Genomic DNA, 22,782 nt, shown 5'->3' with positions numbered 1-22,782 from the left:
GCCGCACCTCACGCCGGACCGGACCCGCTGGCTGCTCGAGCAGGCGGAGCGGGTGCTCGCGGACCCGGACACGTCCGAGCTGTACGAGCTGTGGACCGAGCCCGGCGCCGACGCGTGGCTCGCGGGCGCCCGGTCGTCGGTGGACCGGCTGCGCGGGGTCGCTGCCGGCTGACACGGGCGGCGGGGCCCCGCCCTGCGGCGACGTTCCCGGCGACCCTGTCGCGACCGGTCCGCCAGGCGCCGCGTTCGCCTCGACCGCGCGCCGCTCGCTAGCGCCGGGCGACCGCCGGTCGCAAGTGCGTGATGTCACGTGTGGACCGCGCCGCGGCGCCGGGGGTGCCGTCGTAGCGTTCAGGCGCGGCTCTCGCAGGTCGCAGGTCAGGCGCCTCGGACGGCGAGAAGCCCCGGGTCGGCGGACCGATACCGGGGCTTCCCAGAGCCTCGGCTCCAGCAACGTGCACGCAGCGGTCGCATGGAGCTCTCGCGTCCGACAAGGTTACCGGGAGGTCGAGCGGAGTGTCGACGCCGACGTGGGTCGACGACTGGCTCACGCCCGAGCGGTTCCGGAAGTACCGCGAGGCGGCCGGTGGTGATGTCGGCCTGGCGCTGGCGCTCTACGACTGGAACGCCGAGCTCGCCTCGGCCTTCCTGCGCGACCTCGGGCATCTCGAGGTCGGGCTGCGCAACGCGTACGACCGGGCGTTGCTCCGGCTACCCGAGGTCGGAAGCGACTGGATCGACGCCTCCGGGGCGTTCGCAGCATTCCCGCCGCACTGGGCTGTGGACCGGCGCGGCGTGCGGCGGGACAAGAACGCGACGCCGCGCAGCAGCATCCGGTCGGCACGGGTGCGCTCCGGGTACACGGAGGGCGTCGTCCCACGCGGGAAGGTGGTGGCGGAGCTCGGCCTCGGGTTCTGGACGTACCTGACCGACGACATGCACGAGAAGCAGCTCTGGGTGCGGACGCTCCGCACCGCGTATGTCGCAGGCGCCGACCGTGCGAAGCTGCACCGCGCGCTGTCGGCCCTGCGGGAGGTGCGGAACCGCGTCGCGCACCACGAGTCGATCTTCGACCGGGCGCCGGAGTCGCAGCGCCGGTACCTCGTCTACGTCGCGCGCCATCTCTCGGCCGACCTGCGGGACCACATCGTGCGGACGAGTCGGCTCCCCGAGCTCCTGGCGCACCGTCCGAGCTCCTAGCGGCGCGGGACCGCCGTCGTGCCGCGGACCACCAGCTGCGTCGGCAGCCGCTCGTGCTGCCCCGCGCCGGCCGCGCCCGCGCCGGCCGCCCCGGTGCCGGCACCGTCCGCCCCCAGCAGCCCCAGCAGCATCGCCACCGCGGCCCGCCCGAGCCCCTGGATCTCCTGCCGCACGGTGGTCAGCGGCGGGGTGGTCGCGGCGGCCTCCGGCACGTCGTCGAAGCCGACCACCGACAGGTCGGCCGGCACCCGGACCCCGAGCCGCGCGGCCGCGTCCAGGATGCCCATGGCGGACAGGTCGTTGGCCGCGAACAGCGCGGTCGGCGGGTCGTCGAGCGCCAGCATCGCCGCGGTCGGTGCGTCGGCGGCGTCCCGGCGGTACTCGGCCACGTGCATCAGCGCCGGGTCGACGGCGATGCCCGCCTCGGCCAGCGCCGCGCGGTAGCCCGCCTCCCGCAGCCGGGAGGACTCCAGGTCGCTGCGCCCGCCCAGGAACCCGATCCGCCGGTGCCCCAGCCCGAGCAGGTGCCGGACCGCGAGCACCGCGCCGTGCAGGTTGTCGGAGTCGACGGTCGGCAGGCCGCCCGGGCCGGCGTGCGGGTCGACGGCCACCACCGGCACGGAGGCCCCGGCGTGCAGGACCGTCGGCGTGACCAGCACCGCGCCGTCGATGAGGGTGCCGCTCAGCCGGGCGAGGTAGCGGTGCTCCCAGCCGGCGCGGCCGGTGCCGCCGCCGGTGTAGGCGAGCAGCGCGTGCTCGGTGTCCCGCAGCGCCGCTCCGGCGCCCTTGAGGATCTCGGAGCTGAACGGCTCGAACTCCGCGACCAGCACCCCGATGACGCCGGTGCGGTGCGAGCGCAGGCCGCGCGCGACGAGGCTGGACTCGTAGCCGAGCCGGTCGACGACCGCGCGCACGTGGCTCGCGGTGCCGGCCGCGATGCCGTCCCGCTGGTTCACCACCTTGGAGACGGTCGCCACCGAGACCCCGGCCTCGCGGGCGACGTCGGTGATCGTCACCCGCTGCGCCATGGCCGTCAGCATAGTCACTAAAACGTTATCGACAACGGTTGACACGTCCGCGCGGCGGCTGCCAGAGTCCCTCGTGCAGTCACTGGTGACGAGCAGGTCCGGTCCCGGCACAGCCGCGGGGAGCAGGCCTGAAGGAGCACGGCGCCCGGCGGTCACCCGCCGACGGCGAACGGTCCGGCCCCGGCGGGGTGGACCACGGTCAACTCAACGAAGAGGGCAGATCATGAAGGCACGGAAGACGCTGGCGGTCACGGCCGCGGCGATCGTGGCGGCCATGACCCTGGCCGCCTGCGGCGGCGGCGACTCGGGGTCCGGCGGCGAGGACGGCGGGGACGTCACGATGACGTTCTGGCACAACTCGACGACGGGCGACGGCAAGGCCTACTGGGAGGACACCGTCGCGGCGTTCGAGGAGGCCAACCCGGGCGTCACGATCAACATCCAGTCCATCCAGAACGAGGACATGGACGGCAAGCTGCAGACCGCCCTCAACTCGGGCGACGCGCCGGACATCTTCATGGCGCGCGGCGGCGGCAAGCTGGCCGACGTCGTCGAGGCCGGCCAGGCCATGGACCTGAGCGACGCGCTCACCCAGGAGACCCGCGACGCGCTCGGCGAGGCGTCCCTGTCGGCGTTCACCGTCGACGGCGGCGTCTACGGCGTCCCTACGGCCGTGCTCCCCGGCGGCATCTACTACAGCAAGGACCTGTTCACGCAGGCCGGCATCACCGAGACGCCGACGACGGTCGACGAGCTCAGCGCCGCGGTCGACAAGCTCAAGGCCGCGGGCATCCAGCCGATCGCGCTGGGCGCCAAGGACGCCTGGCCGGCCGCGCACTGGTACTACTTCTTCGCGCTGCGCGAGTGCTCGCAGGACACCATGACGCAGGCCGCCAAGGACATGTCCTTCGACGACGAGTGCTGGACGAAGGCGGGCGAGGACCTGCAGGACTTCGCCGGCACGGAGCCGTTCAACGACGGCTACCTGACCACGACCGCCCAGCAGGGCGCCGGCTCCTCCGCGGGCATGATCGCGAACCACCAGGCCGCGATGGAGCTCATGGGCGCCTGGGACCCGGGCGTCATCGCGTCGCTCACCCCGGACCAGCAGCCGCTGGCCGACCTCGGCTGGTTCCCGTTCCCGGCGGTCGACGGCGGTGACGGCGACGCCACCGCGATGATGGGCGGCGTCGACGGCTTCACCTGCTACGTGGACGCGCCGGCCGCGTGCGCCGACTTCCTCAACTTCATCGCGGAGAAGGAGAACCAGGAGGGCTACGCCGAGGCGTTCGTCACCCTGCCGGCCAGCAAGGACGCGCAGTCCGTCGTGACGGACCCGGCCCTGCAGGACGTCCTGGCGGCGTACAACGACGCGGCGTACGTCTCCGTCTGGCTGGACACCCTGTTCGGCCAGAACGTCGGCAACGCGCTGAACACCAGCGTCGTCGAGATGCTCGCCGGCAGCGGCAGCCCCGACAAGATCGTCGAGGCTGTCAACGCCGCGGCGGCCAAGGAGTAGCACGACCATGAGCGACTCGCAGGGCGTGGGCCCGCTGGTCATCTCGTCGCCCGAGGGTCGCTCGGCGGCCGGGGACGGTGCCGTCGCGGCACCGTCCCCGGCGCCCCGCCCGCGCCGGCGGCGCGGGAGCTGGCGTCAGCGGCTCGAGATCGGCCTCCTGTCCGGGCCGGCCATCCTGGTCTTCCTGGCGTTCGTGATCTTCCCCGTCGTCATGGCGGCGTACTACGGCTTCTTCAAGTGGAAGGGCTTCGGGCCGCCGACCGACTTCGTCGGGCTGGACAACTACGTCGCGATCCTGCAGGACCCGACGTTCCACGACGCGCTCCGGCACAACGCGTTCATCGTCGTGATGTCCCTGGTCCTCCAGGGCCCCGCGGCCGTGATCCTTGCGCTGCTGCTGAACCGCAAGATCCGCGGGCGCTCGCTCATCCGGGTGCTGATCTTCGTCCCGTACGTGATCTCCGAGGTCATCGTCGGCACCGGCTGGAGCCTCATGCTCCAGACCACGGGCGCCGTGAACGACCTGCTGGAGAAGATCGGGCTCGGGGGCTGGGCGGTCGACTGGCTGTCCGACCCGAAGATCGCCATCTGGTCGCTGATGCTCATCATCACCTGGAAGTACATCGGCTTCGCGGTGATCCTGTTCCTCGCGGGCCTGCAGTCGATCCCCGAGGAGCTGCACGAGGCCGCGGCCATCGACGGCGCGTCCTACTGGCAGGCCCAGCGCGCGATCACGCTGCCGCTGCTCGGCCCGACCATCCGCATCTGGGCGTTCCTGTCGATCATCGGCTCGCTCCAGCTGTTCGACCTCGTCTACATCATCTGGGGGCAGTACGTCTCCGCGACCGCCGGGACGTCGACGATGGCCACCTACATGGTGTCCAACGGCCGCCTGGCCGGGAACTACGGCTTCGGCAACGCCGTCGCGGTCGTGCTGTTCCTGATCTCGCTGGTCATCGCGCTGACCTACCAGCGCTTCGTGCTCCGCCGGGACACCGAGGGCGCGCTCACCGAGAGGAAGAAGTGATGGCCGCCACCGCGCTCCAGGCGCCGCCGCTGCCCGCCTCGCGCCCCGAGCCCCGCCGTCGGCGCGGCCGCTCGCTCGAGCGCGTCAACCCGCTGGTCTACGTCGTCGCGTGGCTGCTCGTCGGCATCTGCATCGGGCCCGTCGCGTACATCGTGCTCGGCGGCCTGCGGACCAACTCGCAGATCACGGTCGACCCGTCCGGCTTCCCGACCACGTGGGAGTTCGGCAACTACGTCGACGTGCTGACCAGCTCGCTGTTCTGGCGGCAGTTCGCGAACTCGGCGATCTGCGGCATCGCGACCACGATCGGCGTCGTCATCCTCGGCGTGATGGCGAGCTTCGTCGTCGCCCGCTACGACTTCCGGGGCCGCGGCGCGATGTACTCGCTGTTCGCGGCGGGCCTCATGTTCCCGATGACGGTCGCGATCACGCCGCTGTACATCATGATCCGGCAGCTCGGGCTGATGAACAGCCTGGCCGGCATCATCCTGCCGCAGATCGCGTTCGCGCTGCCGACGACGATCATCATCCTGGTGCCGTTCCTGCGGGCGATCCCGAAGGAGCTGGAGGAGGCGGCCTCGATCGACGGCGCCAGCCGCCTCGGGTTCTTCTTCCGGATGGTCGTCCCGCTGTCCGTCCCGGGCGTGGTGACGGTCGGCATCCTCGCGTTCGTCGCGAGCTGGAACAGCTACATGCTGCCGCTGTTCATCCTGAACGACGAGGGGCAGTACACGCTGCCGCTGGGCGTCCAGGCGTTCGCCTCGCAGTACTCCGTCGACACCGCCCGGGTGCTGGCGTTCACGTCGCTGTCGATGATCCCCGCGCTGATCTTCTTCTCGCTCTTCGAGCGGCGGATCGTCGGCGGGCTCACCGGCGCCGTCAAGGGCTGAGGCCGGCGGCGGGGCGCCCCTGCGCCGCCCCGCCGCCCCGCCCGCCACCTCGTACGTCCCGAACAGGAGCACCCCCGCGTGTCCGACACCACCGGCACCGCCGCCCCGGCCGCGGCGCCCGCCCGCCCCGACGCCGCGCCCGCGCCCGCCGCGACCCCCGTCCCCGCGATGCCCGTCGTCTCCGACCGGGTCCGCGACCTGAACGCCCGGATGACGCTCGAGGAGAAGCTGGCCCAGCTGGTCGGCTACTGGCTCGACCAGAACGGCACCGTCGCCCCGATGCAGTCCGAGATGGCCGCCGGCCAGAAGGACTCCGGGCAGCTGCCCGAGATCACCCGGCACGGCCTCGGCCACTACACCCGGGTGTACGGCACCCGCCCGGTCGACCCGGTCGAGCGCGCCGCCTGGCTGTGGGCCGAGCAGCGGCGCCTGCAGCGGGAGACCCGGCTGGGCATCCCCGCGCTGGTGCACGAGGAGTGCCTGACCGGCCTGGCCGCCTGGCAGGCCGCGACCTACCCGACGCCGCTGGCGTGGGGCGCGTCGTTCGACCCGGAGCTCGTGCAGGAGGCGGCCCGCGCGATCGGCGACTCGATGCGCGAGCTCGGGATCCACCAGGGCCTGGCGCCGGTGCTCGACGTGGTCGGCGACCCGCGGTGGGGCCGCGTCGACGAGTGCATCGGCGAGGACCCGTACCTGGTCGGCACGATCGGCACGGCCTACGTCCGCGGGCTGCAGGAGGCGGGGGTGCACGCCACCCTCAAGCACTTCGTGGGCTACTCGGCGTCCGCGGCCGGCCGGAACCACGCCCCGGTGAGCGCGGGGCCGCGCGAGCTGCTCGACGTGTACCTGCCCCCGTTCGAGATGGCGGTCCGCGACGGCGGAGCCCGCTCGGTGATGAACTCCTACGTCGACGTGGACGGCGTCCCGCTGGCGGCGAGCGCCGAGTACCTCACGGACCTGCTGCGCGAGCGGTGGGGCTTCGACGGCGTCGTGGTCGCCGACTACTTCGCCGTGGCGTTCCTCGAGGTCATGCACCGGGTCGCGGCCGACCGCGGCGAGGCGGCGGCGCTGGCCCTGGAGGCCGGCATCGACGTCGAGCTGCCGACCGGCGACGCGTACCTGGAGCCGCTGGCCGAGCGGCTGCGCGCGGGCCTCACCGACGAGCGCCTGGTCGACCGGGCGGTGCTCCGGGTCCTGGCGCAGAAGGAGGAGCTCGGCCTGCTGGAGCCGGACGCGTTCGCGGACGAGCCGCCGGCCGAGGTCGACCTCGACTCGCCCCGGCAGCGGGAGCTCGCGCGGCGGCTGGCGCAGGAGTCGGTCGTGCTGCTGGCGAACGACGGCGTGCTGCCGCTCGCGCCCGCCGGGACGCCCGGCGCGCCCCGCCGGGTCGCCGTCGTCGGCCCGAACGCCGACCGGCCCGAGGCGCTGATGGGCTGCTACTCGTTCGCCAACCACGTGCTGGCGCACCACCCCGGCGTGCCGCTGGGCTTCGAGATCCGCGGCGTGCGCGAGGCGCTGGCGGCGGCGCTCGAGGGCGGCGCGGACGCCCCCGAGGTGGTGCACGCCGAGGGCTGCGCGGTCGAGGGCGACGACACGTCCGGCTTCGCCGCGGCCGTCGAGGCGGCGGCCGGCGCCGACGTGGCGGTCGTCGTGGTCGGCGACCAGGCCGGGCTGTTCGGCCGCGGCACGGTCGGCGAGGGCAACGACGCCGAGTCCCTGGAGCTGCCCGGCGCGCAGCGGCAGCTGGTGGAGGCGCTGGTCGCGACCGGCACCCCCGTCGTGCTGGTGCTGCTCACCGGCCGCCCGTACGCGATCGGCTGGGCGCTGGACGGCGAGGGCCCGCGCCCCGCCGCGGTGCTGCAGGCCTTCTTCCCGGGCGAGGGCGGCGGCGACGCGATCGCCGACGTGCTCACCGGCGCGGTGAACCCGTCCGGCCGGCTGCCGGTGTCGCTGCCGCGGTCGGCGGGCACCCAGCCGTACCGGTACCTGCACCCCGTGCTGGGCGGGCCGTCGGACGTCACGTCCACCGACCCCACCCCGGTGCGCCCGTTCGGCTTCGGGCTCGGGTACACCGAGTTCGCGTACGGCGACCTCGCGGTGGACGCGTCCGTCGACTCGGCGGGCTCGTTCGAGGCCGCGGTCACCGTGACCAACGTCGGCGCGGTCGCGGGCACCGAGACCGTCCAGCTGTACGGGCACGACGTGGTCGCGACGGTGACCCGGCCGGTCGCGCAGCTGCTGGGGTACGCCCGGGTCGACCTGGCGCCGGGGGAGTCGCGCCGGGTGACGTTCCGGGTGCCGACGACCCGCCTCGCGTTCGCGGACCGCCGGCTGGCCCGGGTGGTCGAGCCGGGCGAGGTGCACGTCTGGGTGGCGTCGCACGCCGAGGCGGCGCCCCGGTCCGCGGAGGTCGCGGGCACCAACGGCGCCATCCGGATGGCCCGCGCCCGCACGGAGCGCGCCGTCGCCGGCACCGCCACGGAGCGCCGGGCGCTGGCCGTGACCGGCGGCGTGCACGAGGTGACCGCCGCCGACCCGCGCGTCGTCGAGGTCAAGGTCACCGCCCCGTGACGGCCGTCGCCAACCCGGTGCTGCCCGGCTGCCACCCGGACCCGTCGGTGTGCCGGGTGGGCGACGACTACTACCTGGTGACGTCGACCTTCGAGTACCTGCCCGGCCTGCCGGTGTTCCGCAGCCGCGACCTCGCGCACTGGGAGCCGGTCGGGCACGCCGTGCGCCGCCAGCTCGACCTGTCCGGGCTGCCGTCGTCGAGCGGGCTGTACGCGCCGACGATCCGGCACCACGACGGGCTGTTCTGGGTCGTCTGCACGCTGGTCGACCAGCGGGCGGACGGCGCGGCGGCCGACGAGCGGCGGCCCGGCCTCGGCCACTTCCTGGTGACCGCCGCCGACCCGGCCGGCCCGTGGTCCGAGCCCGCGTGGCTGGGCGGCGACGGCATCGACCCGTCGCTGTTCTTCGACGACGACGGCCGGGCGTGGGTGCTCGCGACCCGCCCCGCGCGCGAGCCCGAGTGGCCGGGCCAGACCGAGGTCTGGCTCCGCGAGCTCGACCCGGTGGCCCGCGCGCTGGTCGGCCCCGAGCACGTGATCTGGACCGGGGCGGTCCGCGGCGCGGTCTGGGCCGAGGGCCCGCACCTGTACCGGGTCGACGGGGAATACCTGCTGGTCGCGGCCGAGGGCGGGACCGAGGTGCACCACGCGGTGTGCGTCGCGCGCGCCGACGCGATCGCGGGCCCGTACCGGGGGAACCCGTCGAACCCCGTCCTCACCCATCGGCACCTCGGCCGCGGCGTCGACGTCGTGGCCGCGGGGCACGCCGACCTGGTCGAGGCGCCCGACGGGTCGTGGTGGGCCGTGCTGCTCGCGATGCGGACCTCGGGCGGCTACCACTACCCGCTGGGGCGCGAGACGTTCCTGGTGCCCGTGGCGTGGGAGGACGGCTGGCCGGTGCTCGCGCCGGGCGTCGGCCGGATCCCGCCGGTCGTCGAGGCCCCGACGGTCCCGGGCTGGCCCGGCGACCGGGTGGTGTCCGGCCGGCAGTCGGGGCCGGTGCCGCCGACGGACCTCCGGTGGACCGGCGTGCGGGCGCTGCCCGAGGACATCGCGACGCCCGTGGGCGACGGCTGGGACCTGCCGCTGCGCCCGGTGACGCTCGCCGACCTCGACGTCCCCGCGTACCTCGGGCTGCGGCTCGAGCACCCCGAGGCCGACCTGGTGGTCCGGGTCGCGGCCGACCTCGCCGACGGCGAGGAGGTGGCGCTCGCCGTGCGGCAGTCCGAGCGGGACCACGTGCTGCTCGCGGTGACGGGCGGCACCGCGGGTGCGCGGACCGCCCGGGTGCGGCACGTGCGGGCCGGCGGCGCGGACCGCGTGCTCGGCGAGGTCGTGCTCGGCGGGGCGGCCGACGCCGACCTCACGCTCGTGCTGGAGGCCCGCGGACCCGACCTGCGGCTGCTGGCCGCCGCCGGGGACGACGCGCCGGCGCTCGTGGCCACCGCGGACGCCCGGACGCTCGACAGCGTCGCCACCGGCGGGTTCCTGGGGCTGTGGGCCGGCGTGCTCGCGACCAGCGCGGGCCGGCCGACGACGACCGTGGCGCGCGTGGCGTCCGTGGTCTACTCGCCCGTGCACTGACGCACCACCGACAGGAGACCCGTGTTCCAGGACCTGCCCGAGCCCGCGCTCTGGGAGCACGCGAGCGCCCTCGTGGAGCCCGCCGACCTCGACGACTTCTGGGCCCGTACCCTCGCCGACAGCCGCCGGCACGACGCCCCGCCCGTGCTCGTCGCGGAGCCGACCCCGCTGACCACGGTGGACGTCTGGGACGTGACGTTCCCGGGGTTCGCCGGCGACCCGGTGCGCGCCTGGTACCGCCGCCCGGCCGGCACCGACGGCCCGCTGCCGGTGGTCGTGCAGTACGTCGGCTACGGCGGCGGGCGCGGCGCCCCGTGGGAGAACCTGCTGTGGGCGTCGGCCGGCTTCGCGCACCTGCAGATGGACACCCGCGGGCAGGGCTCCGGCTGGAGCCGCGGCGACACCCCCGACCCGTGGGGCAACGGCCCGCAGGCGCCCGGCGTCATGACCCGGGGGATCGAGGACCCGGAGACCTACTACTACCGGCGGCTGCTCACCGACGCCGTGCGCGCCGTGGACGCGGCCCGCGCCCTGCCCGGGGTGGACCCCGACCGGGTGGCGGTGGTCGGCGGCAGCCAGGGCGGCGCGATGGCGCTCGCGGCCGGCGGGCTCGCGGAGGTGTCGGCGGTCGTGGCGGACGTGCCGTTCCTGTGCGACGTCGCGCGCGCCGTCGGGATCACCGACAACCGGCCGTTCGCCGAGGTGGTCGAGTACCTGCGGGTGCACCGCGGCGCGGAGGACCGGGTGCTGCGCACGCTGTCCTACGTCGACGGCGTGGCGCTGGCGCGGCGCGGGCGGGCCCCGGCGCGGTTCTCGGTCGCGCTGATGGACGTGATCGTGCCGCCGTCGACCGTCGTGGCCGCGCACCGCGCGTGGGGCGGCCCGAAGGAGCTGCGGGTCTGGCGGTACAACGGGCACGAGTCGGGCGGGCCGGAGCAGGACCGCGAGGCCGTCGAGTTCGTGGCGCGGGAGCTGGGCGCGGGGCCACACTGAGCGCCATGCCCACGCGCGCGATCGTGTTCCACGGCACCGGCGGCCGGCCCGAGAACGTCTGGTACCCGTGGCTGGCCGACCGGCTGGCGGCCCGCGGGTACGCCGTCGAGCGTCCCGCGTACCCGGAGCTCAACGTCGAGCGCGTGGCGACGTTCCTGCCGCGGGTGCTCGCCGCGCACCGGTTCGACGCCGACACCGTCCTGGTGGGCCACTCCGGGGGCGCCGCGCTGCTGCTCGCCCTGCTGGAGCACCTGGACGCCCCCGTGGCGCAGACGGTGCTGGTCGCCGGGTACTGGCGGCGGCCGAACGACGCCGAGGAGCCGGTGCTGCAGGACTCCTACGACTGGGACCGGATCCGCGCGCACGCCGGGGACCCGGTGTTCGTGAACTCGGTGGCCGACCCGTACGGCTGCGACGCGACCCAGGGGCGCGAGCTCCTGGACCGGCTCGGCGGCACCCTGGTGGTCCGGGACGACGGGCACTTCGGGGACTGGGACCAGCCCTACCCGGAGTTCCCGCTCCTGGAGCGGCTGATCCGCTGAGGCGGCCGGCGCGCGGCCCGCGGGTGGCCGCCGGGTGTCCGGCCGGTGGCGGTTCGCCGGCGGGCGGGTGCCAGCACCCAGGACGCGGCGCGGGACCGCTCACATCGGGGCCGCGGCGGTCGAACATGGCGGGCGACACCGACTGGAGGACCACCATGACCCCGATCCTGGCCGCGCGCCGCCCGCTGCACCCGCTCGACCCCGCCGAGCACGCGCCGTCGTGCACCCGCCCCGGCTGGCACCTCGACACGAGCCCCGTGCGGTTCGGGATGGTCGTCGCCCGGTGCACGCTGTGCGGCGCGGTGGAGTGGCGCGAGCACTGAGCCCGCGCGCCCGCCGGGCCGGGCGGGGCCGGCGCCCGGTCGCGGGCACGAAGAAGCCCTCGGCCGCGCAGGGGGCAGGCGACCGAGGGCGTGTCCCACTCTAGTCAGGTCCGGGCCCCGCGGCCAACCGCCTCACCCGATCGGACGCCAACGACCGGCGACCGGGAGGTCAGCCGCCGCTCGCCGAGAAGGACTTCCCGGGCCAGTACGCCCACTCCTCGAAGTGCTCGACCCGCCCGTCGCCGGCGAACCGCAGCACCCACAGGTCCCGGTACTCCTGCGGCTCGTCGCCGCCGTACCGCACCTCCGCCCGGACGACGGCGTCCGCGCCCTCGACGGCGACCACCTGCGCGTCCATCGTGAACGGCGTGGGGTCGGGCCAGAAGTCCCGCACCGCGCCCAGCCCCTCGAGCGGCGGCTCGTAGGGGGAGCGCAGGTACCGCACGTCGTCCGTGAACAGCGTGCCGAGCGACCCGGCGTCGTCCTCCCGCCAGGCCCGCTCGTAGGCGGCGACCCAGCCCATCACGTCCGCGCGCTCCATGCGTCCCCCTCGTGGTCGGTGCGGCCCGACCATCGTGCGCCGCGGGGCGGGGCGGCGTCGAGGGGGCACTGCGGGCGCGGGGGCGCGGCGGGCGCGGCCGGCCTCAGGAGACCGGGCCGGTCTCCTCCAGCAGCCGCAGCGCCGCCGTCACGCGGGGGTTGCGCGAGGGGTCGGCGTCGATGCCGAGCGTCGCGTAGATGCCGTTGATGTGGTTCTGCACCGACTTCTCGGTGATGCGCAGGGCCTCGCCGATGCCGGCGTTGGACAGCCCCTGCGCCAGCAGGCGGAGCACCGCGTACTGCCGGTCGGTGAGCCGCGAGACGGCCGACCCGGCGCGCGGCGCCACCCGGTCCAGCAGCGCGGGGTCGAGCGTCGTGCGGCCCTCGGCCGCGGCCCGGACGGCGGCGACCAGCGTGGACGCGTCGGTCGACGAGGTCTTCGACAGGTAGGACCAGCCGGCGGCCACGTCCGGGGGCAGGTCGAGCAGCAGGTCCATCGCGTCGTGCGCCGACAGCAGCAGGATCCCGAGGTCGGGCTGGTGCCGGCGCAGCGTCACGCCGAGGGCGATGCCGTTGCCGTCCGGCAGGTCGATGTCGAGCACCGCGACGTCGGCGGCGCCCGGCCGCAGGGCGGCCGCGCCCTCCTTGACGGTGCCCACGGACGCGACGACGCGCACGTCGGGGGCACCCCCGAGCGTGAGCTCGAGCATGGACCGGAACAGGGGCTGGTCCTCGACGACCACCACGCGGGTCGTTCGGGCTGCGGAATCGGACATCGCGGACAGTATGGTGGCCCGGCCCGGCGAGCGGGTGACGGCACGCGGGCGACCCGCGGGGAGGACGGTGCGGATGCCGACGGGACTGACGGGGGACGCCGCCGCGGTCCGCGCCGACCGCCGCACCCTGCTGCTCGCCGCGGGCACGATCATGACGGTGTTCGCGATCGGCGCCGCCGTGCAGACCGCCTGGGTGTACGGCAACCAGGGCGGGGACGTCCCGGTCACCGACCGGGTCCTGGCCAACCTGACCGCCGTCGCGTCGATGCTGGTGATCCTCGCCGTGACCGGGGTCTCGCTGCCGCAGCGCGGGCCCGTCGCGCTCGTGGTCGGCGTGCTGAGCGCGGGGGTGACGGCGTCGGGCGTCCGGTTCGCGTTCCAGCTGCTCCTCGACGTCTACGTGGACCCGACGCGGCAGATCATCAGCGCGGAGCTGGCCAGCGGCGCCGTCGTCGCCTGGATCGCCGCCTCGATGGGGCTGGTGGCCATGCTGTCCCAGCGCCGGCTGCGCACCGAGGTCGCCGAGCGGGCCCAGGGGCGGCTGCAGATCGAGCTGGCGCTCGCGGCCCTGCAGCACGAGGAGGTGCGGGTCCGGCGCGAGGTCGCGGAGGGCCTGCACGGCAGCATGCAGCAGCGGCTGGTGCTGATCGTCGCCCGGCTGGACGGGCTGCTCGCCGAGCTCGGCGGCGCGGGGGAGCGGCGGGCGGTCACCGCGGACGACGTCGAGCTGCTCCGGGACGTGCGCGAGCAGATCGAGACGGTGCGCGAGGCGGACGTGCGCACCACGAGCCGGATGCTCTACCCCGAGCAGCTGGAGGTGGGCATGGTCCCGGCGATCCGCGCGCTGCTCGGCCGGATCCCGCGCACCGTCAACACCCGGCTCGGCGTCTCGGACGAGGTGCGGGTGGTCGACGACCCGGCGGACCCGCGGCTCACGCGCAGCGAGCGGCTGCTGGCCGTCCGGGTGGTCGAGGAGGCGATCAGCAACGCGCTGCGCCACGGCCAGGCCGAGGTGGTCGACGTCCGGGTCTCGCTGGTCGGCGACGCGCTCGAGGTGCGGGTGTCCGACGACGGCCGCGGGTTCGGCGACGACGCCGGCGCGCCCTCCGGGACGGCCCGGCTGACGGACCGGCTCCGCCTGGCCGGCGGGGACCTCCGCGTCACCTCCGTGCCCGGCGACGGCACCCAGGTGGTCGCGCACCTTCCGGTGGAATCGCTCCGCGGCGCGGCGCTCTGACCTGCGGTCTTCGCTTTTTCACCCACCCGATTTGTCCGAATCGTCCTGCTAAATGTTGCAAGGTCGGTGTTGACGTGCAGTCACGGGGGTGCTGCCACCCAGGAAGCGCGTTCCGAGGGGGTGCGGCGCGGCCCTAGTGTGCGCGAGCCGCGACCGCCGGGACCCCCTGCTCCGACGACGCGGACGAGCGCCCCCGCCCCCCGGCTCCGCGGGCCGCGCCGCACCCGCCGAGCCGCACCCGCCCTGGAGTGCCATGTCCGTCGCCACCGCCCCCGCCGCCGCAGCGGCCGCCCCGGCCGCCCCGCGCCGCACCCTGCGCCGCAAGGTCGTCGCCCTGACCGTCGCCGGCCTCGGCATCGCGGGCCTGGGCCTCGCGTCCGCCGCCCAGCTCAACCTGACCGCCGGCGCGCTCGGCGCGGGCACCACCGTCGTGGCGTCCTGCGACTCGAACGGCGTGGCCGTCGCGTTCACCAACGCGTTCACCGCGTCCGTGAAGGGCTACACGGTCAGCCAGGTCACCCTGAACGACGTCGCCGCGGGCTGCCAGGGCCAGACGATCGCGATCGACCTGCTGAACACCGACCCGGCCGACGGCTCCACCGGCGCCTCGATCAGCCACCTCACCGGCACCGTCCCCCAGGGCGGCGGCAGCGTGACCCTCGCCGTCACCGGCGCCGTGAAGGCGGCCGACGTCAAGGGCGTCGCGGTCGTCATCGCGAGCTGACGCGAGCGCACCATCGGCGCCCGGACCGTCGAGGCCGCCGGCGCGGGCAGCACGTCTGTCCCGCGCCGGCGCCTCGGCGCGCCCGGGCGCCTGCGCGTCGCCGGGCTGCTGCGCGTCCCCGGGCGCGCGCGGCGGGGATCGCCCCCGGGTCCGCGCGCCCCGCGGACCCGGCGCGACCGGGTGCGCGGCGCCCTGGGCTGGGCCGCCACGGCGGCCCTCGTGGGCGTGCTGGTCTGGTTCGGCTGGCCCAGCACCCTGGGCGGCTGCACGACCCTGACGATCGTCTCCGGCCACTCGATGGAGCCCACCTACTACACGGGCGACCTCGTGGTCTCGCGCTGCGGCACCCCCGCGGTCGGCGACGTCGTCGTCTACACCCCGCCGAGCCTCGAGCGCGGGCGGATCATCCACCGGGTGGTCGGCGGCGACGCCGGCGACGGCTGGGTGATCCAGGGCGACAACAACGACTTCCTCGACCCCTGGCGCCCGCACGCCGGCGACGTGCTGGGCATCGCCCGGCTGCACGTGCCGGGGCTCGGCCGGGTGGCGTCGATCCTCCTGGACCCGTGGGCGTGGGCGTCGCTGCTCGTGGTGGCCGCGGGGGTGCTGCTGTGGCCGTCGCCGCCGGAGCCGGCAGCGGCGGGGGAGGACGGGGCGGGTGACGTGAGCGCCCCGGGCGGGGAGGGCGCCGCGGGCGGGGAGGGCGCCGCGGGCGGGGACGACGCGCCGTCCGCCGGAGACGCCGCGGGCGGGGACGACCACCCGCCCGCCCGCGAGCCCGCCGGTGCCCCGCGCGGACCCGCCGGTGCCCCGCGCGAGCCCGCCCCCGGCGCCGCCGCCCCCGCTCCCGTGCCCGCGGCGGTCGCCCCGTGACCCCCGCCGCCCGCAGCGCGGCCCGGCGTGCCGCCGCCCCGGCCGCGCTCCTCGTCGCGGTCGTCGCCGTGCTGGCCGCCCTCGCCCTCGCCCCGGCGAGCGCCGCCCGCCTCGTCGTCCGCGGCCCCTCGGTCACGACCGGCAGCGCGGCCCCGTGCGCCCCCGCCGCGCTCGGCGCCGCCGCCGGCACCGCGTCGGCGTCCGGGACCGCGACCCAGGTGGTGCTGTCCGGCGTCCCGGCGGCGTGCCGCGGGCAGGTCGCGACCCTGCGCCTCTACGCCGCGGACGGCACCGCGCTGGCGACCGCCGACGCGTCCGCGACGCTCGCCGCGTCCGCCAGCACCGCCGTCACCGTCCCGTCGTACCCGGCCGCCCGGGTCGCCGGGGTCGCCCTCACCGTGGGCACCTGGTCGCTGCCGGTGACCTGGACCGCGCCGGCCGGGGCCCCGAGCGGCCCCGTGACGCCGGGCGCCGGCACCACGTTCGGCACGCTGACCTGGTCCCAGCTCGCGGCCTCGGGCACCCAGGCGTGCGTCACGGTGGACGTCTCGGGCGCGTCGGGCACGTCCTGGCGCATCGACCTGCACCTGCAGGAGCGCCCGTTCAACGGCGTCGCCTCGGGCTCCGGGTTCTCCGTGAGCCCCTGGTGGGCCGGGGTGCTCGACCCGCAGCCGGCCGACGGCGTGGTCTCCATCGGCGCCCGCCCCGGCCAGGCCGCCTTCGCCACCGCGTCCGCCACCGTGACGATCTGCCACTACGGCCTGCCCGCGCCCGCGTACGACACCGCGCTGACCTACGCCCAGACCGCGGGCACCGTCACGGGCACGGGCGCGTGGGCCTGCCAGAGCACCACGGTCCGGGTCGCCGGGACGCCGCAGTTCTACGCCGGGTGGCGCGCGGACGTGGACGTGGCGCCCCTGGTCGCCTGGTTCGCCGTGCGGGGCATGCGGGCCGACCTCACGACGCTGACGGCGCAGGGCAACTACGCGCTCGCCGCGCAGGGCGGCACCACGTACCGGGTCACGCCGACGGCCTGGGACACCTGGGGCGTGCGCGACGACACCCCGCGCACCTTCGAGCTCTGCGCCCGCACCTGACCCCCCGCCCCGACCCGCGCCCCCGCCTCCGCCCCCCCCACTTCGGCGAGTGCCTATCGAACGGGTCGAGTGCCTATCCGGCGGATAGGCACTCGACCCGTCTGGTAGGCGCTCGCGGAACGGCACGCGCCCGGCGCGGGCGGGTGAGCGAGGCGGCGGGGGTTCGCCCGGACGGGTGGCGTGCCGCTCCGGATGCTCAACCGGGGGCGGCGCCCGACGATGGGGGCGCCAGGTCGACGGATCGACCGGGGCACGTCCACGGAGGGGGCGCCGATGGCGCACGAGCACGTCCGGGCCCGCCGCGCGGCGGGGGTCACGCTGGCGTGGCTGGGCTGCGCCGGCCTCGCCGTCTCGATGGCGCGCGCGATGACCTGGGAGGGCGGCGACGACGCCCCCGCGGGCGCCTGCGTCGTCAGCCGGATCTCCGTGGACTACGACGTCGACTACGTCCCCGGCCTCGGCGGCTACGGCGTCATCGCGACCTCGCTGTCGGACGTGCCCGACGACTGCGCCGGCCGGGAGGTCGCCGTCACCCTGCACGGGCCCGACGACGCGGCGCTCGCCAAGACCCGCGCGCCGGTGACCTCCCCGACCACGACCGTCCGCGTCGAGGGGGACCCCGTGCCCGTCGAGCAGCTGGGCGGGGTGTCGCTCGCGCTGGTCACCGACGGCGCCGGCGACCCCGGCCCCGGTGCGCTGCCCGCCGGCTGACCCGGCCCGGGGTCAGAGCTCGGTCAGCGTCGGCAGCTTGGCCCGCCGGGCGTCGCCCGACGAGGTCCCCCGCAGCCGCCGGGTGGCCCACGGGTAGGCGTACAGCCGCAGCCATCGGGCGTCCTGGCGCGCCTGCTCGGCCCGCGACGGCCGCGGCATCGGCGCGAGCGGGGAGTCCCAGTCGGGGTCGTCCGGCGCGAGCCCGAGCGCGACCAGCGCCCCCTGGGCCACCCGGGCGTGCGCCTCGGTGGTGAGGTGGATCCGGTCCGGCGCCCACATCCGGATGTCGTGCAGGTGCCGCATGCCCCACAGGTCGAGCACGTGCGCGCCGTGCCGCCGGGCGATCGACCAGATGTGCGCGTTGTAGACGCCGACCCGCGGCCGGGTGGTGGACACGATGGGCGATCCCGAGGCGTCGAACCCCGTCGCGAGCAGCACGTCGGCGCCGGTCGCGCGGATCCGGGCCACCGCCTGCTCCAGGCCGTGCGCGAGCCGGTCGGGGTCGGCCGTCGGGCGCAGGATGTCGTTGCCGCCGCCGACCAGCGAGACCAGGTCCGGCCCCAGGGCGAGCGCCTCGGGCACCTGGTCGACGACGATCGGGCGCAGCAGCCGGCCGCGGATCGCCAGGTTCGCGTACTGCAGCGGCTCCGCCCCCGCGGCGCGCCTGCGCTCGGACAGCAGGCCCGCGAGCACGTCGGCCCAGCCGCGCACCGGCCCGTCCTCGCCGTGCGGGGTGTCCCACAGGCCCTCGGTGAACGAGTCGCCCACCGCGACGTACCGGCGCCACGGCGGCGCGCCGGCCGGGTCCGGCGTCGTGCCGCCGTCCCGGGTGCCGCCCTGCGTGCTGTCCTGCGTGCTGTCCTGCGTCGGGGCCGTCGCCCCGGCCCCCTCGTGCGTCGTCACCCCCGCAGTGTGCCCCCGGGGCGGGCCGCGGTTCCAGGGAGATCCGCGCGACGGGTCAGGGCAGCGACCAGTCGACGGGGTCCGCGCCCTGCTCGGCGAGCAGCGCGTTCACGCGGGAGAACGGCCGCGAGCCGAAGAACCCGCGGCTCGCCGACAGCGGGCTGGGGTGCGCGCTCGCCACCACGGGGACGTCGCCGAGCGACGGGGCCAGCGACTGCGCGTCGCGGCCCCACAGCACGGCCACGAGCGGCCCGCCGCGCTCGACCAGGGCGGCGATGGCGCGCTCGGTGACGGCCTCCCAGCCGCGGCCGCGGTGCGACGCGGGCTCGCCGGGTCGGACGGTCAGCACGCGGTTGAGCAGCATGACGCCGCGGTCCGCCCAGGGCGACAGGTCGCCGGTGCTCGGCTGCGGCACGCCCAGGTCGGCGCGCAGCTCGGTGAAGATGTTGGCGAGCGAGCGCGGCACCGGCCGCACGTCGGGCTGGACCGAGAACGACAGGCCCATGGGGTGCCCGGGAGTCGGGTACGGGTCCTGGCCGACCACCAGCACGCGCACGTCGGCCAGCGGCCGGGTGAACGCGCGGAGCACGTCCTCGCCCGCGGGCAGGTAGTCGCGGCCCGCGGCGACCTCCGCGCGCAGGAACTCGCCGGCGGCGTGCACCAGGGGCTCGACCGGCGCGAGGGCCGCCGCCCAGTCGGGGGCCACCAGCTCGGACAGGGGTGCGGGGGTCACGGGGCCCGAGGCTAGCGGACCCCGCCGGGCCGCCCGGGGCCGGCCCGGCGCGGCGCCCCGGAGGAATGACACGCCTGTGATTCGCGCCGTACGATGGCGCCGGACGACGGGCGAGCGGGAGGAACGGGCACCGATGGACGCGACGGCGGAGCGTGCGGCCGACCGGCCCGCCCTGGTGGCGGTCGAGGGCGGCGCGGACGACGCGGCGGCCGGGCTGTCCGAGCGGGACCGCGAGGTGCTCGCGTTCGAGCGGCAGTGGTGGAAGTACGCCGGCGCCAAGGAGCAGGCGATCCGCGAGCTGTTCGACATGTCGGCGACCCGCTACTACCAGGTGCTGAACGCCCTCATCGACTCGCCCGCCGCGCTCGCGCACGACCCGATGCTGGTCAAGCGGCTGCGCCGGATGCGGTCCACCCGGCAGCGCGCGCGCAGCGCCCGCCGGCTCGGCACCGACGCCTGACCCGCGCCCGGCCGGCACGCCCGGCCCCCACGCGGCGCGCCGTCGGTGCGGGGGTGGACAGGCCGAGCCGTTAGCCTGTCCGCCGTGACCAAGGCGAGCGACCGGTTCCCGGAGGACGAGTTCGACGCCGAGCCGGCGCCCGACGCGCCGATCGGCGTGCACCGCGCACCCCGCAGCTGGTGGAGCCGGTGGTGGCCGTTCGTCGCGGTCGTCGTGCTCGTGCCGGCCGTCACCGTGGGCCTGGTCGCCTGGGCGTCGTCCTGGGACGGCCGCCTGCCCGGGTTCGGCGACTCGACCGAGCCGGCCGCCGCGGCGCCGAGCGAGCCGGAGACCTCCGCGCCCGCCGACGGCGCCGCGGGCACCGAGGACCCGGGCATCGAGGAGCCCCCGGTCGAGACCGAGGCGCCCCCGGCCCAGGAGGAGGAGCCGGCCCCCACCGCGGACCTCGCTGCCGACGTGCGGGTGCTCAACGCGTCCAACCGGTCGGGCCTCGCCGCGAGCGCGGCGAGCGACCTGGAGGACGCCGGCTTCACCTCCGTCACGCCGGGCAACGGCAACGCCGGCGGGCTGCAGCAGACCACCGTGTTCTACGGCAGCGCCGACCTCGCGCCGACGGCGCAGCAGGTCGCGGACGCGCTCGGCATCGCGAACGTCGTCGAGGACGCGGGGACGGCGCCCGAGGGCGTCGTCGTCCTCCTGCTGGCGGACTTCGGGCGCTGACCCCTTCCGCAGGCCGGAGGGCGGGGCTAGTCTCGGCCGCGTCGCGGTGACCGCTCTCCAGGACCGGGAGAGGCCACGGCCCCTGCGTCGCACCGATCACGCCTTCTTCAGGAGCACCGCATGCCGCAGGGAACCGTCAAGTGGTTCAACGCCGAGAAGGGCTACGGGTTCATCACCCCGGCCGACGGCGGCCAGGACCTGTTCGTCCACTTCAGCGCCATCCAGTCCAACGGGTACCGCAGCCTCGAGGAGGGGCAGTCGGTGGAGTTCGAGGTCGGGCAGGGCACCAAGGGCCCGCAGGCCGAGCAGGTCCGCCCGCTCTGAGCCGCCACCCGCGCTGAGACCCCGCCGCGGGGCCGGGGCACGGCGCCCCGCCCCGCGGCGTCAGCCGTCGAGCGCCGCCACCGCGAGGACCACGCACGCCGCGGTCCACGCGAGCGGCGCGACGGCCGCGGGCGAGCCGTCCGCCAGCACCTTCTCGGGCAGCGCCCCCATCGTGGTGCGGTGCGCGTCGAGCCACGCGAGGCGCGCGTGCGCCTGGGCGTCGTCGCCGTTCGCGGCGGCCGTGAGCGCGTACAACGACGTCTGCGGCGTCCAGGAGATGCCGTCCTGCCGCCAGCCCGCGCCCGGCGCCAGGCCGCCCGCGGGCCGCGCCATGGCCTCGGCCGACGCGCGCCAGTCGTCCGCCGCCCCGGCCAGCGCCGTCGGCTGGAACGGCGGCAGCGCGAACGCGCTCGCCGCGTCCGCCAGGCTGCCGCTCGCGTACCGCCCGTAGTCCGAGTCGTCGCCGAACTCCCGCTCCACCGCGGCCCGGGTGCGGGCGGCGGCCTCCCGGGCGTCCGCCGCCGCCTCCGCGTCCCCCAGCAGGTCGAGCACCGGGCCCGCGGCCTCGAGGCCCGCCAGCAGCGGCGCGACGGTGCCGAGGGTGAGCTCGTCCTCGTCGACCTCCCAGTAGTCCGGCGACGCCGGCGGCAGCCCGTCGCCCGCGACCAGCGACACGGCGTGCGCGGCACCCCGGCGCACCAGCGGCGCGAGCTCGGCCGCGACGGCCGCCCGCTCCTCGGCGGGGGTGGCGGCCACCACCTGGCCGGCCGCCCACAGCGACCAGCCGGTGCCGTCCGTCTGGGGCGCACGGTCGTCCGGCACGCCGCCCGAGCCGTCCGGCAGGTACCGGGCCTCGAACGACCCGTCCGCCGCCTGCACCCGGGTGAGGAAGCCCAGCACCTCGCGGGCGTCCGCGGGGTGGCCCGTGCGGGCCAGCGCCACGGCGACGAACGACGCGTCCCGCGGCCACACGTACCGCCAGTAGGGCGTCCACGCCGCGACGGCGGCGCCGCCGTCCTGCACGAGCGTGTGCAGGTCGAGCAGCGCGTCGGTGACCATGTCGGCGTACGGGCCGTCCGCCCCGGGGACCGTGCCCGCGGCGAGCCAGGCGCGCTGCTCGGCGGCGAGGTCGTCGTCGGCGGTGGTCGCGGGGTCGATCTCGACGCGGGTGCCCTCGTGCAGCAGCGGCTCCGCGCCCGCCGGGACCAGCTCCGGGCCCGAGGGCGTCGCCACGACGCCCTCGCTGTACAGGTCGATCGTGCGGGTCCGCGGGCCGGTCCCGCCCCAGGCGATCAGGCCCGCCGCGAGCGTGGCCAGCACGACGGCGGCGACGGCGGGGCGGCGGTGCATGCCCGGCAGGCTATCCGGCCGCGCGGTGCGGGCCGCCGCGGGTCCGGTGGGCGGCTGTCCGCCGAGGGCGGAGCGCCTTGCACTCGATGGGGTCGAGTGCTAACCATGTGCTTAGCACTCTCGGGTCGAGAGTGACAGAATGACAACCCAGGCCGACCCGGTGAGGTCCGCCGCCCGACGGGACATGACCGCCGGGCCGGCGCGGCCGTCCGTCGCGGGCACCGACCGGCCGAACCACGAGCCAGAGTGAAGGATCGATAGCCCCATGGCCAAGATCATTGCCTTCAACGAGGAGGCCCGTCGCGGCATCGAGCGGGGTCTCAACACCCTCGCCGACACCGTCAAGGTCACCCTCGGCCCCAAGGGCCGCAACGTCGTCCTGGACAAGAAGTGGGGCGCCCCCACGATCACCAACGACGGTGTCTCCATCGCCAAGGAGATCGAGCTCGAGGACCCGTACGAGAAGATCGGTGCCGAGCTCGTCAAGGAGGTCGCCAAGAAGACGGACGACGTCGCGGGCGACGGCACCACCACCGCCACCGTGCTCGCCCAGGCGCTCGTGCGCGAGGGCCTGCGCAACGTCGCGGCCGGCGCCAACCCGATCGCCCTCAAGCGCGGCATCGAGCAGGCCGTCGAGGCCGTGACCTCCGCCCTGCTG

24 protein-coding genes are annotated in these 22,782 nt (G+C 76.1%); 18 read left to right on the top strand and 6 right to left on the bottom strand.

The annotated features are described in order from the left end of the window. The first annotated feature begins 516 nt into the window (after positions 1 to 516). Positions 517 to 1,200, top strand: a complete 684-nt coding sequence (locus VER05_RS01480) for an Abi family protein (protein WP_324843630.1) — start codon at positions 517 to 519, stop codon at positions 1,198 to 1,200. On the opposite strand, the gene VER05_RS01475 is transcribed toward VER05_RS01480, so the two are convergent. After that, complete coding sequence (locus tag VER05_RS01475; protein WP_324843629.1) at positions 1,197 to 2,228, bottom strand: LacI family DNA-binding transcriptional regulator; 1,032 nt, start codon at positions 2,226 to 2,228, stop codon at positions 1,197 to 1,199. The two genes, VER05_RS01480 and VER05_RS01475, sit on opposite strands and share 4 nt — an antisense overlap. A gap of 223 nt (positions 2,229 to 2,451) precedes the next feature. Here VER05_RS01475 and VER05_RS01470 point away from each other — a divergent pair, with 223 nt between their 5' ends. The 8 genes from VER05_RS01470 to VER05_RS01435 all read left to right on the top strand — a co-directional run bounded on the left by VER05_RS01470 (position 2,452) and on the right by VER05_RS01435 (position 11,676). Further along, the gene (locus tag VER05_RS01470; RefSeq protein ID WP_324843628.1) at positions 2,452 to 3,747 is read left to right on the top strand and encodes an extracellular solute-binding protein; all 1,296 of its coding nucleotides are present in this window, start codon (positions 2,452 to 2,454) and stop codon (positions 3,745 to 3,747) included. Between the two features lie 7 nt (positions 3,748 to 3,754). Further along, positions 3,755 to 4,774: a sugar ABC transporter permease gene (locus VER05_RS01465; protein WP_324843627.1), complete on the top strand. Its 1,020-nt coding sequence runs from the start codon at positions 3,755 to 3,757 to the stop codon at positions 4,772 to 4,774. Then, positions 4,774 to 5,664: a carbohydrate ABC transporter permease gene (locus VER05_RS01460; protein ID WP_324843626.1), complete on the top strand. Its 891-nt coding sequence runs from the start codon at positions 4,774 to 4,776 to the stop codon at positions 5,662 to 5,664. The genes VER05_RS01465 and VER05_RS01460 overlap by 1 nt, the downstream gene beginning before the upstream one ends. Before the next feature lie 168 nt (positions 5,665 to 5,832). After that, a complete protein-coding gene (locus VER05_RS01455; protein ID WP_324843632.1) occupies positions 5,833 to 8,235 on the top strand; it encodes a glycoside hydrolase family 3 N-terminal domain-containing protein in 2,403 nt (800 codons plus the stop codon). Beyond that, positions 8,232 to 9,818 carry a glycoside hydrolase family 43 protein gene (locus VER05_RS01450; RefSeq protein WP_324843624.1) on the top strand — a complete coding sequence of 529 codons (1,587 nt, stop codon included), beginning with the start codon at positions 8,232 to 8,234 and terminating at the stop codon, positions 9,816 to 9,818. The genes VER05_RS01455 and VER05_RS01450 overlap by 4 nt, the downstream gene beginning before the upstream one ends. A 21-nt stretch (positions 9,819 to 9,839) precedes the next feature. After that, positions 9,840 to 10,811, top strand: a complete 972-nt coding sequence (locus VER05_RS01445; RefSeq protein ID WP_324843623.1) for an acetylxylan esterase — start codon at positions 9,840 to 9,842, stop codon at positions 10,809 to 10,811. Between the two features lie 5 nt (positions 10,812 to 10,816). After that, positions 10,817 to 11,353: an RBBP9/YdeN family alpha/beta hydrolase gene (locus VER05_RS01440; RefSeq protein WP_324843622.1), complete on the top strand. Its 537-nt coding sequence runs from the start codon at positions 10,817 to 10,819 to the stop codon at positions 11,351 to 11,353. 155 nt (positions 11,354 to 11,508) lie between these two features. Next, positions 11,509 to 11,676 (top strand): hypothetical protein, encoded by a 168-nt coding sequence (locus VER05_RS01435; RefSeq protein WP_324843621.1) that lies wholly within the window; start codon positions 11,509 to 11,511, stop codon positions 11,674 to 11,676. Positions 11,677 to 11,845: 169 nt separating this feature from the next. Here VER05_RS01435 and VER05_RS01430 read toward each other — a convergent pair whose 3' ends face one another. Both VER05_RS01430 and VER05_RS01425 read right to left on the bottom strand, forming a co-directional pair. Continuing rightward, complete coding sequence (locus VER05_RS01430; protein ID WP_324843620.1) at positions 11,846 to 12,217, bottom strand: nuclear transport factor 2 family protein; 372 nt, start codon at positions 12,215 to 12,217, stop codon at positions 11,846 to 11,848. 103 nt (positions 12,218 to 12,320) lie between these two features. Next, complete coding sequence (locus VER05_RS01425; protein ID WP_324843619.1) at positions 12,321 to 12,992, bottom strand: response regulator transcription factor; 672 nt, start codon at positions 12,990 to 12,992, stop codon at positions 12,321 to 12,323. Positions 12,993 to 13,065: 73 nt separating this feature from the next. Here VER05_RS01425 and VER05_RS01420 point away from each other — a divergent pair, with 73 nt between their 5' ends. From VER05_RS01420 to VER05_RS01400, 5 genes are all read left to right on the top strand, one after another. Next, positions 13,066 to 14,229 (top strand): sensor histidine kinase, encoded by a 1,164-nt coding sequence (locus VER05_RS01420; RefSeq protein ID WP_324843618.1) that lies wholly within the window; start codon positions 13,066 to 13,068, stop codon positions 14,227 to 14,229. 253 nt (positions 14,230 to 14,482) lie between these two features. After that, entirely contained in the window at positions 14,483 to 14,953 is a 471-nt protein-coding gene (locus VER05_RS01415; protein ID WP_324843617.1) for a hypothetical protein, read from the top strand. Between the two features lie 180 nt (positions 14,954 to 15,133). Beyond that, positions 15,134 to 15,826, top strand: coding sequence for a S24/S26 family peptidase (locus VER05_RS01410; RefSeq protein WP_324843616.1), 693 nt, complete (start codon positions 15,134 to 15,136; stop codon positions 15,824 to 15,826). Then, positions 15,823 to 16,923: a hypothetical protein gene (locus VER05_RS01405; protein WP_324843615.1), complete on the top strand. Its 1,101-nt coding sequence runs from the start codon at positions 15,823 to 15,825 to the stop codon at positions 16,921 to 16,923. The genes VER05_RS01410 and VER05_RS01405 overlap by 4 nt, the downstream gene beginning before the upstream one ends. Positions 16,924 to 17,196: 273 nt before the next feature. Then, a complete protein-coding gene (locus tag VER05_RS01400) occupies positions 17,197 to 17,634 on the top strand; it encodes a hypothetical protein (RefSeq protein ID WP_324843614.1) in 438 nt (145 codons plus the stop codon). A 12-nt stretch (positions 17,635 to 17,646) separates the two neighbouring features. Here the strand turns inward: VER05_RS01400 and VER05_RS01395 are convergent, their stop codons facing one another. After that, the gene (locus tag VER05_RS01395; RefSeq protein WP_414647532.1) at positions 17,647 to 18,537 is read right to left on the bottom strand and encodes an SGNH/GDSL hydrolase family protein; all 891 of its coding nucleotides are present in this window, start codon (positions 18,535 to 18,537) and stop codon (positions 17,647 to 17,649) included. Positions 18,538 to 18,592: 55 nt separating this feature from the next. Then, on the bottom strand, positions 18,593 to 19,270 hold the full coding sequence (locus VER05_RS01390; RefSeq protein ID WP_324843613.1) for a uracil-DNA glycosylase: 678 nt from the start codon (positions 19,268 to 19,270) through the stop codon (positions 18,593 to 18,595). Between the two features lie 133 nt (positions 19,271 to 19,403). Between VER05_RS01390 and VER05_RS01385 the strand changes: the two genes are divergently transcribed. The 3 genes from VER05_RS01385 (at position 19,404) to VER05_RS01375 (ending at position 20,774) form a co-directional block, all read left to right on the top strand. After that, the gene (locus tag VER05_RS01385) at positions 19,404 to 19,730 is read left to right on the top strand and encodes a DUF3263 domain-containing protein (RefSeq protein ID WP_324843612.1); all 327 of its coding nucleotides are present in this window, start codon (positions 19,404 to 19,406) and stop codon (positions 19,728 to 19,730) included. Positions 19,731 to 19,814: 84 nt separating this feature from the next. After that, positions 19,815 to 20,450 carry a LytR C-terminal domain-containing protein gene (locus VER05_RS01380; protein ID WP_324843611.1) on the top strand — a complete coding sequence of 212 codons (636 nt, stop codon included), beginning with the start codon at positions 19,815 to 19,817 and terminating at the stop codon, positions 20,448 to 20,450. 120 nt (positions 20,451 to 20,570) lie between these two features. Next, positions 20,571 to 20,774 carry a cold-shock protein gene (locus tag VER05_RS01375; RefSeq protein ID WP_158375214.1) on the top strand — a complete coding sequence of 68 codons (204 nt, stop codon included), beginning with the start codon at positions 20,571 to 20,573 and terminating at the stop codon, positions 20,772 to 20,774. 60 nt (positions 20,775 to 20,834) lie between these two features. Here the strand turns inward: VER05_RS01375 and VER05_RS01370 are convergent, their stop codons facing one another. Continuing rightward, on the bottom strand, positions 20,835 to 22,124 hold the full coding sequence (locus VER05_RS01370; RefSeq protein WP_324843610.1) for a glycoside hydrolase family 15: 1,290 nt from the start codon (positions 22,122 to 22,124) through the stop codon (positions 20,835 to 20,837). Between the two features lie 265 nt (positions 22,125 to 22,389). Between VER05_RS01370 and VER05_RS01365 the strand changes: the two genes are divergently transcribed. Continuing rightward, positions 22,390 to 22,782, top strand: a 393-nt coding sequence (locus VER05_RS01365; protein WP_324843609.1) for a TCP-1/cpn60 chaperonin family protein, incomplete at its 3' end; no start/stop codon positions are given.

The organism is Cellulomonas sp. (assembly GCF_035634735.1).
Classification (GTDB): Bacteria; Actinomycetota; Actinomycetes; order Actinomycetales; family Cellulomonadaceae; genus Cellulomonas.
This window is presented reverse-complemented; position numbering and strand designations above follow the sequence as displayed.

What these genes read in the sequence shown, in the direction of transcription:
- VER05_RS01430 (WP_324843620.1), bottom strand. Translation starts at nt 12,217, where the DNA reads ATGGAGCGCGCGGACGTGATGGGCTGGGTCGCCGCCTACGAGCGGGCC.
- VER05_RS01435 (WP_324843621.1), top strand. Translation starts at nt 11,509, where the DNA reads ATGACCCCGATCCTGGCCGCGCGCCGCCCGCTGCACCCGCTCGACCCC.
- VER05_RS01440 (WP_324843622.1), top strand. Translation starts at nt 10,817, where the DNA reads ATGCCCACGCGCGCGATCGTGTTCCACGGCACCGGCGGCCGGCCCGAG.
- VER05_RS01425 (WP_324843619.1), bottom strand. Translation starts at nt 12,992, where the DNA reads ATGTCCGATTCCGCAGCCCGAACGACCCGCGTGGTGGTCGTCGAGGAC.
- VER05_RS01460 (WP_324843626.1), top strand. Translation starts at nt 4,774, where the DNA reads ATGGCCGCCACCGCGCTCCAGGCGCCGCCGCTGCCCGCCTCGCGCCCC.
- VER05_RS01400 (WP_324843614.1), top strand. Translation starts at nt 17,197, where the DNA reads ATGGCGCACGAGCACGTCCGGGCCCGCCGCGCGGCGGGGGTCACGCTG.
- VER05_RS01385 (WP_324843612.1), top strand. Translation starts at nt 19,404, where the DNA reads ATGGACGCGACGGCGGAGCGTGCGGCCGACCGGCCCGCCCTGGTGGCG.
- VER05_RS01470 (WP_324843628.1), top strand. Translation starts at nt 2,452, where the DNA reads ATGAAGGCACGGAAGACGCTGGCGGTCACGGCCGCGGCGATCGTGGCG.
- VER05_RS01455 (WP_324843632.1), top strand. Translation starts at nt 5,833, where the DNA reads ATGCCCGTCGTCTCCGACCGGGTCCGCGACCTGAACGCCCGGATGACG.
- VER05_RS01465 (WP_324843627.1), top strand. Translation starts at nt 3,755, where the DNA reads ATGAGCGACTCGCAGGGCGTGGGCCCGCTGGTCATCTCGTCGCCCGAG.
- VER05_RS01475 (WP_324843629.1), bottom strand. Translation starts at nt 2,228, where the DNA reads ATGGCGCAGCGGGTGACGATCACCGACGTCGCCCGCGAGGCCGGGGTC.
- VER05_RS01370 (WP_324843610.1), bottom strand. Translation starts at nt 22,124, where the DNA reads ATGCACCGCCGCCCCGCCGTCGCCGCCGTCGTGCTGGCCACGCTCGCG.
- VER05_RS01375 (WP_158375214.1), top strand. Translation starts at nt 20,571, where the DNA reads ATGCCGCAGGGAACCGTCAAGTGGTTCAACGCCGAGAAGGGCTACGGG.
- VER05_RS01415 (WP_324843617.1), top strand. Translation starts at nt 14,483, where the DNA reads ATGTCCGTCGCCACCGCCCCCGCCGCCGCAGCGGCCGCCCCGGCCGCC.
- VER05_RS01420 (WP_324843618.1), top strand. Translation starts at nt 13,066, where the DNA reads ATGCCGACGGGACTGACGGGGGACGCCGCCGCGGTCCGCGCCGACCGC.